This is a genomic window from Reyranella soli, assembly GCF_007992495.1.
Lineage (GTDB): Bacteria > Pseudomonadota > Alphaproteobacteria > Reyranellales > Reyranellaceae > Reyranella > Reyranella soli.
The window spans coordinates 21,828-37,950 of sequence record NZ_BKAJ01000083.1 but is presented as its reverse complement, the minus strand read 5'-3'; the positions used below and the strand labels follow the sequence as shown (position 1 = coordinate 37,950).

The 16,123-nt window shown below is 64.2% G+C and carries 9 protein-coding genes; 5 read left to right on the top strand and 4 right to left on the bottom strand.

The features are described from left to right. Positions 1-129: 129 nt before the first annotated feature. The 3 genes from RSO01_RS23845 to RSO01_RS23835 all read right to left on the bottom strand — a co-directional run bounded on the left by RSO01_RS23845 (position 130) and on the right by RSO01_RS23835 (position 7,878). Entirely contained in the window at positions 130-1,164 is a 1,035-nt protein-coding gene (locus RSO01_RS23845; RefSeq protein ID WP_147152077.1) for a DUF7146 domain-containing protein, read from the bottom strand. 10 nt (positions 1,165-1,174) lie between these two features. Next, complete coding sequence (locus RSO01_RS23840) at positions 1,175-5,506, bottom strand: strawberry notch-like NTP hydrolase domain-containing protein (protein ID WP_147152075.1); 4,332 nt, start codon at positions 5,504-5,506, stop codon at positions 1,175-1,177. 278 nt (positions 5,507-5,784) lie between these two features. Further along, positions 5,785-7,878 (bottom strand): ParB/RepB/Spo0J family partition protein, encoded by a 2,094-nt coding sequence (locus RSO01_RS23835; protein WP_147152073.1) that lies wholly within the window; start codon positions 7,876-7,878, stop codon positions 5,785-5,787. 561 nt (positions 7,879-8,439) lie between these two features. Between RSO01_RS23835 and RSO01_RS47500 the strand changes: the two genes are divergently transcribed. The 5 genes from RSO01_RS47500 (at position 8,440) to fdhE (ending at position 15,014) form a co-directional block, all read left to right on the top strand. Next, positions 8,440-8,652 (top strand): transcriptional regulator domain-containing protein, encoded by a 213-nt coding sequence (locus RSO01_RS47500; RefSeq protein ID WP_170303309.1) that lies wholly within the window; start codon positions 8,440-8,442, stop codon positions 8,650-8,652. A gap of 774 nt (positions 8,653-9,426) precedes the next feature. After that, positions 9,427-12,516, top strand: coding sequence for a formate dehydrogenase-N subunit alpha (gene fdnG / locus RSO01_RS23830; protein WP_147152071.1), 3,090 nt, complete (start codon positions 9,427-9,429; stop codon positions 12,514-12,516). Beyond that, positions 12,509-13,420 carry a formate dehydrogenase subunit beta gene (fdxH, locus tag RSO01_RS23825; RefSeq protein ID WP_147152069.1) on the top strand — a complete coding sequence of 304 codons (912 nt, stop codon included), beginning with the start codon at positions 12,509-12,511 and terminating at the stop codon, positions 13,418-13,420. The genes fdnG and fdxH overlap by 8 nt, the downstream gene beginning before the upstream one ends. Further along, positions 13,417-14,091 carry a formate dehydrogenase subunit gamma gene (locus RSO01_RS23820; protein WP_147152067.1) on the top strand — a complete coding sequence of 225 codons (675 nt, stop codon included), beginning with the start codon at positions 13,417-13,419 and terminating at the stop codon, positions 14,089-14,091. Before fdxH ends, RSO01_RS23820 begins: the two co-directional genes overlap by 4 nt. 11 nt (positions 14,092-14,102) lie before the next feature. Then, the gene (gene fdhE, locus RSO01_RS23815) at positions 14,103-15,014 is read left to right on the top strand and encodes a formate dehydrogenase accessory protein FdhE (protein ID WP_246158723.1); all 912 of its coding nucleotides are present in this window, start codon (positions 14,103-14,105) and stop codon (positions 15,012-15,014) included. A gap of 529 nt (positions 15,015-15,543) precedes the next feature. Here fdhE and RSO01_RS23810 read toward each other — a convergent pair. After that, positions 15,544-16,002, bottom strand: a complete 459-nt coding sequence (locus tag RSO01_RS23810) for a Rid family hydrolase (RefSeq protein ID WP_147152064.1) — start codon at positions 16,000-16,002, stop codon at positions 15,544-15,546. Positions 16,003-16,123: the final 121 nt, after the last annotated feature.

Below are 16,123 nucleotides of genomic sequence, written 5' to 3'. Positions count from 1 at the left end.
GGCCCGCCGTTGCGGGACCGGGCTGCCTGCCGTCCGATCGCCCTCTAGAAGGCCGGGGCGCGGCCTATTCCGATAAGGACATCAAGGCGACCGACGACGAAGCGATTGGCCGTGGCCGTCATCATCCCGTCACGGCCATGTCCGAGTCATGAAGCGCATGACGTCCTGCAGGACGAGTTGCTGGCGTACAGACGCCCGGAAGTCTTCGATACCCAGCCGGCGGAGATCCTCGTTGAAATCGTCGAAGCTGGGCGACAGGCCAAGCGTCTCGATCCCGGCAGCCGTGGCGCGATGGTGCAGACTGGCCATCGCGGCATCGCCGGCTGGGTCGCGATCGCGTGCGACGTACAGCCGGCGCAATGTCGGTGGGAAGAGCAGGGCCGCCAAGTGGTTGGCAGAGAGAGCAGCGACCATGGGCAGGCCCGGCAGGATCGTACGCAGCGACATCATGGTCTCGATGCCCTCGCCCGCGGCCATGACGTCGTCGGCCACACCAAAGCGGACGCCATGTCCCAGGAGATGGCCCATGGCCCGTCGCGGCGAAGCAATCGGCGCCTTGTCCTGTCCGGACCGGTCGAGCCAGGTGCGATGCGCCCCGGTGATCCTGCCGCGGAGATCGGTGACCGCGGCAACCAGAGCCGGCCAGGTCTCGGTCGGACTGTCCCCGTCAGGGCGATAGTAGCAGCGCGGATGGAAGCGCAACGGGTCGCCTGCAGCCATGGTGACGATGCCACGACTGCTCAGGTAGGTTTCCGCGAGAGTGCCGGCGATCGGCCTGGACATGGCATAGAGACGGCGCGCCGACTCGGGCGAACCGCGCGGCGCCGCAAGGCGGTCCTGCCGTGGAGCTGGGCCAGGAGGCATGGCAAGGAACGAACGTGCCTCATCGAGGGTGTCGCGCAGCCGGTCGAGACCGCGGCTGAGCGCAATGAGGTCTAAAAGGTCGCCGTGCTCTCCGGTAGCAGCGTCGGTCCACTTGCCGGCGGCACCTTTGCCATGGTCTGGGCCGTACAGTCGGACAAACAAGCTCCGACCTCGCGTGTTGGCAACATCGCCGACCAACCAGTAGCGGCCCTCCCGATGACCGTTGGAAAGATAGTGACGGCACACCGCCTCGGCGTTACGCGCGAGACGCCGAGCCAGGTCCGCGGCGTGCGACGGCATGGCGGCCTCCTCACGCCGCCCGGTCGGCGACCCGGATGACCGGGTAGCGCTCCATCAATTCAGCGAGGATCGACGGACCGCCGGAGCCGGTCGGAACGAACAGGCGGAGTTTCCAGGTGATGATCTCGGAGATCAGGCCCATCGCCTTGAGGCGATCGACCATGCCCTCGGTGAAGCCGTAGAGCTCGACCCGGAACAAGCCCATGACCTTGGCACGGCGGAGGCTCAGCCCATCCTGCAGCTCGAGGATCGTGCGGCCGTCGAGAAGGGCGGACCAGGCATCGGCCGGCGTGATGCTGACGCCCTCGGCGCTGACCGCCTGGGCGACCCAAGCCGGCGAGACCCGGCGGCCGATGACACGTTCGCCCGCATCGGTCTGCAAGCGGTAGACCCGCATGGACTCGTCCGGCAGCCGCTTCCAGATCGGCAACAGGAGACCGGTGACGATATGAAGATCGCTGTCCGTGAAAGTGGGAATCTCAGCAAGTTCCCGCCTCCACGCGTCGGCGAAGACATCACGGTCGGCCCGTTCCCAGTGCGTATGCGCCAGTGCGGCGACGGACACGGCTGTCCGCTCCATCGGGCGCAGCAGGCGGACACGACGTTCGACCTCGCCATCGTCCAGCATGACGCTGGGCGCCGGGACCTGAACGACGGCGCGGCCGGACTGAGCGTTCACCAGCAAGGCGGCCCGCGGGTCATCCGCACGATCTAATGCCTCAGCGAGGCTGAACGGCCGATTGCGCTCGCGCCGGCGGATGGTGAAGACCTGGGTCTCCGCGCCGGTCTGGGGATGGACGTAGACCGCACACCGATCGGTCACCACCAAGCTCTCGGCAGTCAGCGTCTCGACGCCGACGTCGTAGGTACCTGAGGCACGCGCGCCCTCGATCTTGGCCTGGAGCAGCTCCTCGAACACGCCGAACAGCGTGTTTTGCAAATCGATAGTCAGCGCCAGCAGCCGATTGAGGAACGTCGTGATCGGCGGCAGCTCCTCGCGCAAGCTGCCGTCCTGCTCAGTCAGGTGCAGCCCGGTGGCAGCTTGAAAAGCCTCCAGCGAGCAACCCTCGACCTTGCCGGCAAACAACAGGAGGTAGAGCTGGCGCAGCGCGGCCCGGCCATAGGGCGATTCGAGGTTATCGTCGGCTCGGAACAGGCCCTGACCACCGGTCTGACGCTGGCCCTTGGTGATGGCGCCCAGCGTGTCGAGCCGGCGGGCGATGGTCGACAGGAAGCGCTTCTCGGCCTTCACGTCGGTGGCGATCGGCCGGAACAAGGGCGGCTGAGCCTGATTGGTCCGGTTGCTGCGCCCCAAGCCTTGGATCGCCGTATCCGCCTTCCAACCCGCCTCCAGCAGATAGTGAACCCGCGGGCGTTGGTTCCGGGCGCCAAGGTCGGCGTGATACGAGCGCCCCGTCCCGCCTGCATCGCTGAACACCAGGATGCGCTTGTCGTCATCCATGAAGGCCTGGGCCTCGGCAAGATTGGCGGAGCCGGGGCGGTTCTCGACACAGAGCCGGTCCCCCTTTCGCACGATCCGCCGTGAACGGCCCGTAACCTCGGCGACCATGTCGGTGCCGAAGCGCTGCACGATCTGGTCGAGTGCGCCCTGTACGGGGGCAAGAGCGGCCAGCCGTTCGATCAGGCGGTCGCGCCGCTCGACGGCATCCCGGCACTGCACGGGCTGGCCGTCGCGGTAGACCGGCCTCGAGGAAAGATTGCCGTCGCCATCAGTGAACGGCTCGAAGAGCTGTGTCGGGAAGCTGTGCGCCAGATAGTCGAGCACATACTCGCGCGGCGTGATGTCGACCTGGACATCGCCCCAGTCCTCGGTCGGGATGTCGGCAAGCCTTCGCTCCATCAGAGCCTCGCCGGTGGAGACGATCTGGATGACGGCGGCGTGGCCTGCCTCGAGGTCACGCTCGATCGCCGCGATCAGCGTCGGCGTCTTCATCGAGGTGATAAGGTGCGAGAAGAAGCGCTGCTTGGCGGACTCGAAGGCCGAGCGAGCCGCGGACTTCGCCTGCGCGTTGAGCGTGCCGCGCTCACCAGTGACATTGGCGGCCTGCAGGGCGGCGTCGAGATTGTTGTGGATGACCTGAAAACCGCCGGCATAGGCGTCGTAGATGCGGATTTGCTCAGGGGTGAGCGCGTGCTCGACCAGCTCGTACTCCACGCCCTCGTAGGACAGGGAGCGGGCGGTGTAGAGGCCGAGCGCCTTGAGATCGCGGGCCAGCACCTCCATGGCAGCGACGCCGCCAGCCTCGATCGCAGCCACGAACTCGGCGCGGGTGGCGAAGGGAAAATCCTCGCCGCCCCAGAGGCCGAGCCGCTGGGCATAGGCGAGATTATGCACGGTGGTGGCACCCGTCGCCGAAACGTAGACGACACGCGCATTCGGCAGCGCGTGCTGCAGGCGCAATCCCGCTCGGCCCTGCTGGGACGGCACCTGCTCGCCGCGCTCGCCCTTGCTACCGGCGGCGTTCGCCATGGCATGGCTTTCGTCGAACACGATCACTCCGTCGAAATCCGATCCGAGCCAATCAACGATCTGCTGGACCCGCGAAACCCTTTCCTCGCGCGCGTCGGTCCGTAGCGTGGCGTAGGTGGCAAAAAGGATGCCCTGCTCCAGACGGATCGGGTTGCCTTGGCGGAAGCGGGCAAGCGGCGTGATCAGCAAGCGCTCCATCCCCAGGGCCGACCAGTCGCGCTGAGCGTCCTCGATCAGCTTGTCGGACTTCGAGATCCACACGGCGCGGCGGCGACCCTGCAGCCAGTTGTCGAGCAGGATGCCCGCCACCTGGCGGCCCTTGCCGGCGCCGGTGCCGTCGCCCAGCATCCAGCCGCGCCGGAACTGCACGGCGTTCTCTGCGCCATCGGGTGCCGCCGAGACGACATCGAAGGTCTCATCGACCAGCCACGATCCGGCCAGATGGCCGCTATGGGCCTCGCCGGAATAGATGACGCTTTCGAGCTGGGCATCGGACAGCATGCCATCAGTGACGACCTGAGCTGGCAGGCGTGGCCGGTAGGTGGGCTTGGGCGATGCGACCGAAGCCATCGCTGCCGACTGCACGAGGCGCGTCGGATGGGGGCGCGCGCCTTCGATGCGAACCGACTGCAGGCGATACGGCTCATACAGCGCCTCGGTGAGGCGGCCGTCCTCGGCCGGCATCCAGTCGACGGTCTCATAGGCCAGCTCGGTACCGGCGGGTGCGAACGCTGTCGCCGCGCTCGACGCGGGGCGTGGTGCAGATGCGGGCCTGGTACGGACAGGGATGACGCCCGCAGCCTCGCGAACGAGACAAGCTCCGTGGACAGGCAAGCGCTCCGGCACGTGCTGCAGGACCCAGGCGAGCAGCGTGGCCGCATCGGGCGCCATGCCCGGGGACGCTGGAAATGACTCCGGATCCGGTGCTGGCAGCCGATCGATGACCGTCAGGCGGGTTTCGACCGTCGTGCCGTGTCGGGCATAGACGCGCCCCTCAATCGCCGCTGAGAAGACGACCCGCCCGCGTTCCTGGAGGCGGACGAAGGCGTCACGCCAGGACGGATGGTCGGGGGAGACACTGGCGCCAGTGATCGCGACCAGCCGCCCACCATCAGCAAGGCGGGCTAGCGCCGACGCGATATGGCGAAGGGCCGCGTCCGCAACGGTGCCATCGACATGTGCCGCGACTGAGAACGGCGGGTTCATCAGGACCACGCTTGGCCGCAGCGCCCCATCGAGATGGTCATGGATGTGAGCGGCGTCATGCCGGGTGATCGAGACATCAGGAAAGAGCTGGTTCAGCAGTCCGGCGCGTGCCTCGGCGAGTTCGTTTAATGCGAGCCCGCTTCCCGCGAGCTCCGCGAAGATCGCGAGCAACCCGGTCCCTGCCGAGGGCTCAAGCACGACGTCGGCCGATCCGGCCGCGGCCGCCGTGGCGGCTGCGAAGGCAAGCTCGATTGGCGTGGAGAACTGCTGCAGTGCCTGGCTCTCCTGGGATCGGCGTGTATGCGTAGGCAGAAGAGCAGCCACCTTGCCCAGCATCTGCAGGACGCTCGCGGGCGACGCGGCTTTGGCGCGTATGGCTGGACCGAACCTGCGGAGGAACAGGACGGTCGCGGCCTCGCAGGCATCGTACGCTCCCTTCCAATCCCAGGCGCCGGCCGCATCGGAGCCGTCAAAAGCGCGTTCCATGGCATTGCGTAGTGCGACCGCGTCGACGCGCTGGCCGCGCTCGAGATAAGGCAGAAGAAGACGCGCGGCGTCGGCAAGGCCACGTGGCACGTGGGCTTTGGGGCAAGCGAGGGCAAGCAGCGGTGCCTCGGCAGCCGCCGGAGCGGAAACGATCGTCATGGAGAGGACCTCAGAGAGCGGGAACGGGTCGAACCGCAGGGCGCTCTCGAGGGCCCCATCGGCTCAAACCCGTCGCGGCCGTCCTCTTCCTCTCTTTCCGACGTCGCCATCCGACCCCCGGATACTTGATGCCCACAGGCGGCAGCTGGCTGCATGACGCATTGCGCGTGAGCAGCAGCAAACCCGTGCCCTCAAAAATGAAGGCCCGACACACTGGTCGGGCCTTCGGGTGAAGCGTGAGGAACAGCAGATTCGCAGTAGCGGCTCGCCAGGTCGTTCTATTCGGCGGCCTGCTGAGATTGAGCATCCTCGCCGTCGGTAAGGAATGCCGGGAGGGTCTCAACCTCCCCCGCCGCCGGATCGGACGTGGGCACGCCGTCCGCGAGACGCAGCGGCTCCGGCAGCCAGCCGGTACCGTCGAGCAGCCGCTCAGCCTCCTGTGCCATCTCGCCTTTCTTGAGGTGGTCCAGGAGCTGGGCAGCATGGTCCCCCTTGGCCTCGCGGACCGCTTCGAGAATGCGGGGCTTGGTGACCCGGCTGAGGTAGTTGTCGACCGTCGGCCGCCAGCCCGCCGCTACCATGTCGAGGCCGACCGCGCGAGCGAGCCGGTCCGCCTGGGCAAGGCGCTGCTGGACGCCATGCACCGAAACGCCCGGACCACCATAGCGATCGCTCTTCTCGTAGAGAGCATTGACGCCGAACGAGACGCAATGCGCGAGCAAGGCCGCCCGCCGATCGTCGTCGAGATCGGAAAGCCAGTCCCAGAGTGCGTCACCGTCCTTGGGCAGCTCCGCCTCCCAGGCCTTCTGGCGCTCCGCGACCGTCTTGGCAGAGAGGCTATCCTTCAAGTCGGACGCCTGAACGGGAAAGAACACATGGCGCACCGAAACCTCAAGGCACGCGCCCGCCGCGCTGTGCTGGAAGGTGTCGAGGCAAAGTTTGTGCAGCAGCGCCGTCATGGCGACGTGCGGATTGTTCGCCACCGCGTCCCGCAGTGCCAGGGTGCGGTGCGCGGTCAGCTCGCCTACGAGGCGTTCCGGCAACGGCTTGATGGTTTCATCATCACCGTCGTCATCCGCCTTCTCTCCACCAACGGTGATGACGGTGCGCTGGGCGGCGGGAGCTCCAAATACCGTCCCGTCGGAACCGCATGTCCCCTCCTCTGCCGAGTCTTCGTTGGCGGCTGCCTCGTCCTCTGGCCGGACATAGCCTCGCTCGACAGCAAGATGTCCCTCGGAATCGATGCTGACGAACGCGCCGGCGCGCGCAGTCTCGGATGGGTCATAGCGGACCGGACGGTTCTCGAACGCAGCAAGCGTCATCTCAATCTCGCCGAGGCGCGAATCGACTTCGTCCGGCAACTCATCTGCATCACGGTATTCGCTCTCAAGCGTCACCAGCTCCGCAGTCAAGGCATCGCGGGTCGCTTGCTCGGCTGCCGTGAGCTCGATTTGCACGCCGTTGAGCCGTCGAAGGTGATGAGCATGCCCGTAGCGAAAGTGGATCGCCACCTGGATCCACTTCCAGCCTTCGGTGGCAATCTTCTCAGCCTCGATCGCTAGCTTCTCGGTCGCAAGCCGATCGAGCAGAGCCACGTCCTGAAGCCAGCCGCCTTCGTCATCCTCGAACAGGTCACGCAGGACCACGCCGCCGGCACCTTCATAGGCCCCCGCCCCTACGAACTTCGCCCGGCGGTCGGAGGCCCGTACGGCGCTCTCGGTGAGCTGACGCCGGATCAGGTAGGGCTCCTTGTTGTAGGACTTCTGCAGGGCCTCCCAGACCTGCTCCTGCCGTGCATGGTCAATGGTGACGGTGAAGGCCATGAGCTGCTCCAGGGTCATACCGTCCTCAGCATATATCCCGAGCAGCCTTTGGGAGACCGAGGCCAGACGCAGCCGTTGCTTGACCACGGCCGGCGGGACGAAGAAGCGGGCAGCGATCTCATCCTCGCCGGCACCCTGGTCACACAGGGCCTTGAAGGCGCGAAACTGGTCCAGCGGATGGAGGGCGACACGCTGCACATTCTCGGCAAGCGAATCGTCCTCGGCCGAAACCTCGGCGGATGCACTACGGACGATGCAAGGGATCGGCGCCGTCTTTGAGAGCCGCTTCTGCTTCACGAGGCGGTGGAGCGCCTGATATCGGCGACCGCCAGCCGGGATCTCGAACGTGCCCGTCTCCGAGCCATCGGCGTCGAGAACCGGCCGGACGTTGAGGCTCTGCAAGAGCCCGCGCCGGGCAATGTCTTCGGCCAGGTCCTCGATCGAGACACCGGCCTTAATTCGCCGGACATTGGACTGACTGAATGCCAGCTTGTTGAAGGGGATGTCGCGTGAGGCGCTGAGCGTGATCTTCTGAACGGCCTTTGCCATTGGGGATACTCCGCGACGGACGGCCAAGAGACTCTCCCTAAGCCTGAGAATCCGTCATGCGTAGCGGAGCCACCTCTTCCTCTCTTGATCGCCACCAGAGAGACGCGGCCGAACATCACCGGTCTGTCGTCACGCCGATCCGATCCAGCACGCACTTGGACGATGTAGCTTCAACTTGGCGTGAAAAGCTGCAAGAAGTCCGTTAGCCAGCGATACGTCTATTAAGCGCTATCGCTACCGGAGAGCCTCGGGGTGTTACAATTGCCAGTAGCCCGAGAAACGCTTTCCGAGTGCGGGGGCTAGCCCGCCGCGAATTCCTCACATTGAGCGCCAGCACCTCTCGGATCCTCATCCACGAGGTGGCGCCGCGTTGTCGGGCATTTCATCTCAGAGTATTCTCTTTCAAGGGACTTGTCCAAATCGGGTTGTAGTTTGGTTCTTTGCTTGCATGCACCAGTATCTTTTTAGTGCGGGGAGTCGCTAACGAAGTAGTGCGCGGTTTTGCATCCTGCGTTCCAACCGAAGAGGGGTGTGAATGCGAGCAACCGAAGAAGCAGACGCATGAGCCGCGCGTATTGGCGGTCCTTGGAGGCGTACGAGAAGCTCCAGACATTCGATGACCCTGGATTTGCTTTCCAGTACCTAAGCCGCAACCCCGATTTCGCAAAAGGCCGAGAAAGACTGCAACAAATGGATCGCAAAGGGACCCTTGATTCAGCCGAGTTGAATGCGTTCGCGCGGCGCTGGGGGTTGCTTTTTCGCCAGGACGACTGATCCAGATTGGAAGCTCTGGACAGCAGAAGCTCTGCCGAGCGTTATTGCCCTGACTCGACTTCGATCTCCTCCTTTCGATCAGAAGATCGCGCGCGTAGATGAAGCTATGCGCTGAAAATGAAATGCACGAAGTGTCAAACAGAAGATGGGCCTGTTGGTCCATCGTGCCATTGATACCAAGGGGTCGTAGTTACCCAAGCGCGGTATAGAGAGCAGCGCGTTGCGGCCAAACGAAGTCCGTCGGCCTTCTCGAGCGCGTTTTGCATGACCCAGCAGCCAATGAAGCACCCTTAAGCACCGATGCCTTGGTTTACCTCGCTAGCACCAAGGTACAATCGACCAGCTCCCGCGAGTGCTCCATCTTCCAACCATCGCTTTTGCGCAAGGTCGGCAGCCTTAGACATCGTCACAGCATTGTCGTCGAAGCGCGCCTGACGCGGCGTACCGACCGTCTGCGAAGAGGAAGCCAATGGTCACACGGATTCGCGTGGCAATCTGTTTGGCGGCTTGCGCCATGTCGGTCTCGGCCGCGGCGGCATTCGCGTCAGCGCAGCAGCCCTCGTCGTCTGCGCTCATGGCGCGCTGCAGCCATCTCTACGACCTTTGGTGGAGGTACGACGAGGACCCGGTGTTCTTTGGCTTGGCAGAGAAGTCCTACGCCGAGCTGGCTTTGTACGACTGCCAAAGAGGTAGATCCGCGGAGGGTATCCCGGTGCTGGAGCGACTATTGCGCCAGGGTGGCTTCAACCTTCCCCAGTTGGAGAGGTAGTAGCAATGGAGCTGAGACGTCGCGGCTTCATCAAGCTCACGGGCGCCGGTCTTGCCGCCTCGACACTCGGCGCCCTCGGGTTCGGGCCGTCGGGTGAGGCCCTAGCGGCTGCGGTCCGTCCCTTCAAGCTTGCGGCCACGACCGAGACCCGCAACACCTGTAGCTATTGCGCGGTAGCTTGCGGCATCCTGGTCTACAGCGCCGGCGATCGCGCCAAGAACGCGAAGTCGAACATCATCCACATCGAGGGCGATCCGGACCATCCGGTGAATCGCGGCACGCTTTGCCCTAAGGGGTCGGCGCTGCTTGACGTCGTCCATGCGCCGACCCGCCTCGAGCAGCCGAAATACCGGGCGCCCGGCAGTAACGAATTCAAGCCGGTCTCCTGGGATTTCGCGCTCGACCGCATCGCCAGGCTGATGAAGCATGATCGCGACGCAAACTTCATCGCTAGGAATGCCAACGGCGCCACGGTCAACCGCTGGCTCACCACCGGCATGCTGGCGGCTTCGGCTTCGTCGACCGAGACCGCGTACCTGACGTGGAAGACCGTCCGGTCCATGGGAATGCTGATCTTCGACAACCAGGCGAGGGTTTGACACGGACCGACGGTGTCCAGTTTGGGCCCAACATTCGGTCGAGGCGCAATGACCAACACCTGGCAGGACATCAAGAACGCCAATGTCGTGCTGTGCATGGGAGGCAATGCCGCCGAAGCCCATCCATGCGGCTTCAAATGGGTGATCGAGGCGAAGATCGAGAACCGGGCCAAGGTGATCGTGGTCGATCCGCGTTTCACTCGCACCGCCTCGGTCGCCGATGTATATGCGCCGATCCGCCCCGGCACCGATATCGCCTTCTTGAGCGGCGTGATCCGCCTTCTGTTGGAGAAGGGAGCGATCCAACGAGAATACGTGCGGGCCTATACCAATGCCGGCCTGATCGTGCGGGAAGACTTCGGCTTCGAGGAGGGCCTGTTCACCGGCTACGATGAGCAGGGCGGCAGCTACGACAAGTCGAGCTGGCACTACGAAGTCGATGACCAGGGCTACGCCAAGGTCGACGACACCTGGCAGCACCCGCGCTGCGTGATCAATCTCCTGCGCCAGCATGTCGATCGTTACACGCCTGAAATGGTGTCGCGCATCTGCGGCACGCCCCAGGACAAGTACCTCGAGGTCTGCGAGCTGATCGCCAGCACCGCGGCACCCGACAAGGCACTGACCAACCTGTTCGCACTGGGATGGGCTCAGCATTCGGTCGGTTCACAGAACATCCGCACAATGGCGATCGTCCAGCTCCTGCTCGGCAATATCGGCGTCGCCGGCGGCGGGATGAACGCCTTGCGCGGCCATTCCAACATCCAGGGCCTGACTGATGTCGGGCTCATGTCGAATCTGATGCCGGGCTATATGACGTTGCCGAACGACGCAGAGACGAATTTCGAGCAGTACATGCAGACCCGGCAATACAAACCGCTGCGTCCGGGGCAGACCAGCTACTGGCAGAACTACCGGAGTTTCTTCGTCAGCTTCCAGAAGGCGATCTACGGAGACGCCGCACGGGCCGATAACGACTGGGCCTATGACTGGCTGCCGAAGCTCGACAATGACGGCTACGACATCCTGCGCGCCTTCGAGATGATGGCGAAAGGCGAGATCAACGGCTACATCTGCCAGGGCTTCAACCCACTTCAGTCGTTCCCCGACAGGGGAAAGATCCGCCGCGCGCTAGGCAATCTGAAGTTCCTCGTCGTGATGGATCCGCTGGACACAGAGACCTCACGATTCTGGCAGGACTTCGGCCCGCAGAACCCGTCCGATCCGGCGAAAATCCAGACCGAGGTGTTCCAGCTCCCCACGACCTGCTTCGCCGAGGAGAACGGGTCGCTGATCAACTCGGCGCGCTGGATGCAATGGCACTGGAAGGCGACGGATGGTCCAGGCGAGGCTCGATCCGACATCTGGATCATGACGGGGATCTTCCATCGCATGCGCGAGATGTATCGCAAGGAAGGCGGCGCTTTCCCAGATCCGATCCTGAACCTCAGCTGGAACTATACGGATCCGATCAGCCCGGACCCGGAAGAGCTGGCAAAGGACATGAACGGCTACACATTCACGGACCTCAATGACGCAAGCGGCGCCGTTGTGCTGCGCGCCGGACAGCTACTCGACAACTTTGGCCAGCTGCGTGACGACGGTACGACCTCGTCCGGCTGCTGGATATTCACTGGTTGCTATACTGAGAAGGGCAACCAGATGGCGCGGCGCGATGCGTCCGACCCGCGTGAGCAGGGTATCGCGCCGAATTGGGGATGGGCGTGGCCGGCCAACCGGCGAATCATGTACAACCGCGCCAGCGCCGACCCGGCCGGCAATCCGTGGAACCCCGCCAAGCCGCTCATTCGGTGGAACGGCAGCCATTGGGTCGGCATCGATGTGCCCGACTATGGGCCGACCACGAAGCCGTCCGACGGGGTCGGTCCGTTCATCATGAACACCGAGGGACTGGGGCGCCTGTTCGCCCTCGACCAGATGGTCGAGGGACCGTTCCCCGAGCACTATGAGCCCTTCGAATCGCCGGTGCCGAACGTCCTGCATCCCAAGGTCGAGTCGAATCCGGTGGCGCGTGTGTTCGCTGATGACCGGGCGGCCTTCGGCACTGCGTCGGACTTCCCGTACGTCGCGACCACCTATCGTTTGACCGAGCATTTTCACGTCTGGACCAAACACGGACGCATGAACTCGATCCTGCAGCCGGAGGAATTCGTCGAGATCGGCGAAACCCTGGCGAAGGAAAAGGGCATCGAGCAGGGCGGCTGGGTGCGTCTGACCTCCAAGCGCGGCGTGGTCGTATGCAAGGCCTATGTGACCAAGCGTATCCGGCCCCTGACGGTGAACGGCGGCTCGACGCACGTAATTGGCGTGCCGATCCACTGGGGCTTCACCGGTCAGGCCCGCAAAGGCTATGGCGCGAACACTCTGACGCCGTCGGTCGGTGACGCCAATTCCCAGACGCCGGAGTTCAAAGCGTTCCTGGTCAATATCGAGAAGACCAGACCGCCAGAACCGGAAAACGCGGCCAATGCCTGATCTCCAGTCTCAGGACTATATCCGCCGCTCGGCATCGACCCTGACGCCGCCGTCGATCCGCAATCACGAGCAGGAGGTGGCGAAGCTGATCGACGTGAGTCGGTGCATCGGCTGCAAGGCGTGCCAGAGCGCCTGCATGGAATGGAACGACTTGCGGTCAGAGGTTGGGCGCTTCCAGGGGTCTTACGACAATCCGATGGACCTCGACCCGAGCACCTGGACCCTGATGCGCTTCACCGAATGGGAGAACGAGCAGGGCAACCTCGAATGGCTGATCCGCAAGGACGGCTGCATGCACTGCGAGGACCCGGGGTGCCTGAAGGCCTGTCCCGCGCCGGGTGCCATCGTGCAGTACGCCAACGGCATCGTCGACTTCATCAGCGCGAATTGCATCGGCTGCGGCTACTGCATCAAGGGTTGCCCGTTCGACATCCCGCGGATCAACCCGGTCGATCGCAAATCGTACAAGTGCACCTTGTGCTCCGACCGGGTCACGGCGGGCCTCGAACCGGCCTGTGTAAAGGCCTGCCCCACGGGTGCGATCATGTTCGGCACGAAGACGGACATGACGCGGTGGGCAGGCGAGCGCATCGCGGATCTCAATTCGCGCGGCTTCCAGAATGCCGGCCTCTACGACCCGCCTGGCGTGGGCGGCACGCATGTCATGTACGTGCTCCACCACGCTGACCGGCCATCCCTCTATGCCGGATTGCCGGACGCGCCGCGGATCAGCCCGTTGGTCGGGGCGTGGAAGGGGCTTTTCAAGCCGCTGGCGCTAGCCGGCATCGCCGCCGCGGCGCTCGCGGGCTTTTTCCACTGGGTCGTCGTGGGCCGGAACGAGGTCCAGCCGGAGGATGACGCAGAAGCTCAACGCCTGATGCGCGACTCGGGAGAGCCCAAATGACCCACCCGAAGGGAACGCTCCGCCGCAACACCACCGCCGCCCGCATCAACCACTGGATCACTGGCGGCTGTTTCGTGCTGCTGGTGTTGTCGGGGCTGGCCATGTTCCACCCTATGCTGTTCTGGCTCTCCGAATTGTTCGGCGGTGGGCAGTGGACCCGGGCGATCCATCCTTGGATCGGGATCGTCCTGCTGGTCAGCTATGCCGGCATGATCGTGCAGTTCTGGCGAGACAATCACTGGAGCCGGCAGGATGCCGCCTGGATGCGTGCCATCGGCAGCGTGCTGGGCAACGACGAGCGTGCGATTCCCGAGGTCGATCGTTTCAATGCCGGCCAGAAGTTCGTGTTCTGGGCAATGGCCCTGCTGGTCCCGGCCCTGTTCTTGACCGGCATCGTGATCTGGGATGCCTACTTCTCCCCCTATACGACGATCGAACAGCAGCGCCTTGCCGCCCTGATCCATTCTCTGCTGGCCGTGACGGCAATCGTCGTCTGGATCGTCCATGTCTACGCGGCGCTCTGGGTCAGGGGCTCGGTCCGGGCAATGACTCAGGGATATGTGACGCCGGGCTGGGCCTGGCGGCATCACCGCGCATGGCTGCGGCGCCTCGCAGCCAGCGGCTCCGAAGGACCGCGCCCGCGCGTCAGTACCGGGAGACAGCGACAATGAGACAAGGACAAATGTTGTTCAACGGCAAGTGGACCGGCAATCCGCATGGTGGGGTCAAGGCACCGCAGGCGGTGATCCTTCCCGATCCGGCCACGAGGTTTAGCCGCACCGCCACCCGGCTGGCGGCCCTCGCGGCCGGTCATCCGATGGCGGAGTGGCTGGACTTCATGGCGAGCCTCGCAAGAGCGCAGCACGCCGTCGCAGGCGTGATGGGCCCCCTCGGCAGCCCAAGTCGTCCTGAAGCGGAAGACGTGATCGAGGTGACGCCGCCGATCGCGGCGAGCGTCCATCGGCGAGCTCCGATATGGCGCGAAGGCCTCGCCCTGCTGCTTGATGGTATCGACATCGGCCCGGCGCCGGCGTTGGCGCGATTGGTGATAGAGAGCCTGCGGGACAGCGGGGCCGATGGACAGGAAGCCCTGGCCGATTCCGTCCTGCGTGGATCCGTGGATGCTGCCGATGTCGGGGCATCTGTCTTCACAGCGGCGGCGCTGCAGGTCTATTTCACGCGCCTGGCGGAGTCCTTGCCTGTTTCGTCGTTGCGTCTGCTTCCTCGGCGTGGTCTCTGCCCGAGTTGCGGCAGCACGCCTGTGTGCGGCGTCGTCAACGAGTCCGGAGAGGTTCGCGGCGCGCGCTACTTGCATTGCTCGCTCTGCGCGACGGCCTGGAACCATGTGCGGGCCGTTTGCATTACGTGCAGCCAGTCGCGCTCCCTGGCACTGGGAGCAATCAAAGGTGATAGTGGCGCGGCCAGGGTCGAGATATGCGGCGACTGCGGCACATACGCGAAGATGTTCTACCAATCCGGCGACCTCGACGTGGATCCGGTCGCAGATGACCTTGCGACCCTCAGCCTGGACGTCCTGGCCGGTGAGGAAGGCTGGTCGCGCCATGCATCAAATCCGCTTCTGAGGATCAGATAGCCGATCTCAGCACCGGGGGGTCCGCCTATCCCTTCAAGTTCGTTCCCGAGCGTGAATGGACGGGCGACATCCGATGCTGCCTACGAAACCGGGGAGAAGTTCGAGCTGCCCGACCGCCTAGCGGTTCGGATGCATGTACCAGCTCTGGCACAACAGGATGAGCTGGCGCTTCGCGTCCTCGAGGTCGATATGTGCGAGCGTGGTGCGCAGGAAGGCCCAGTCCCAGGGCGCGAACCAGGGAAGACAACTGCCTTGTCGAAGACCTTGAAATATTCGGGGGGCGCCGGATCTGCGCTGCTCGTCGCACATGGTCTGCTGGTCAGGGCCATGGTGGTTCTCCGGTTCTGCGGGGCATCCATTGGCGGCTACCGACAGGGCCGCTGTTTTGACGGGTTAGGGATGGACACACCTCCAGATGCCAACGACGCCCATGTCGGCAAGGCCGATACGCTGGAGGGGTTTGCGGCCAGTCTCACAGAGCGCCTCACCCGCCACCGACACTCCCTAGCGGAGATCTATCCGCGTCCGCCTATGCTGGAGGCAGCACTGCCTTGAAGGCGATTTCGATGAGCTGCTCAGGAAAGGCGAGTCTCGAGACGCCGATCAGATTGCTGGAGCATTGCGGCCGCGCCGTGGCGTAGGCTTCTTTGCGCACCTTTCCCGCGACCGCAAACGCCTCATCGACATCGAGGACATAGAGCGTCTCTTCCACCACGTGGTCGAGGGACGCCCCGAAACGCGCCAGGAGCTTTCGAGCGTTGGCATAGGTCACCCGCATCTGCTCTTCCATCGTCGAGAAGTCGGCCGGCTTGCCGGATTCATCGAGCGCTGCGGGTGCGATCATTGTCCCCTTGTCGTCGTGGCTGAGCTGGCCGGAAACATAGATAGTGTCACCGATCTTGATCGCCTGTGCGTAGCCGTAAGCATCTTCCCACGGCACACCGAAATAGGCGGCCTCTTTGCCGGTCGCTGTGGTCGTGTTCGTCATAATCTTATCTCCTGTTGTGTAGGCTGGCCTGGATATCCGAGCCATTTGTCCATCGCGGAGTTCTGCGGAGGCGATGAGACCAGGGGCGGCGTATTTTTGCGCTGTTGTCGGACGGCAGCCG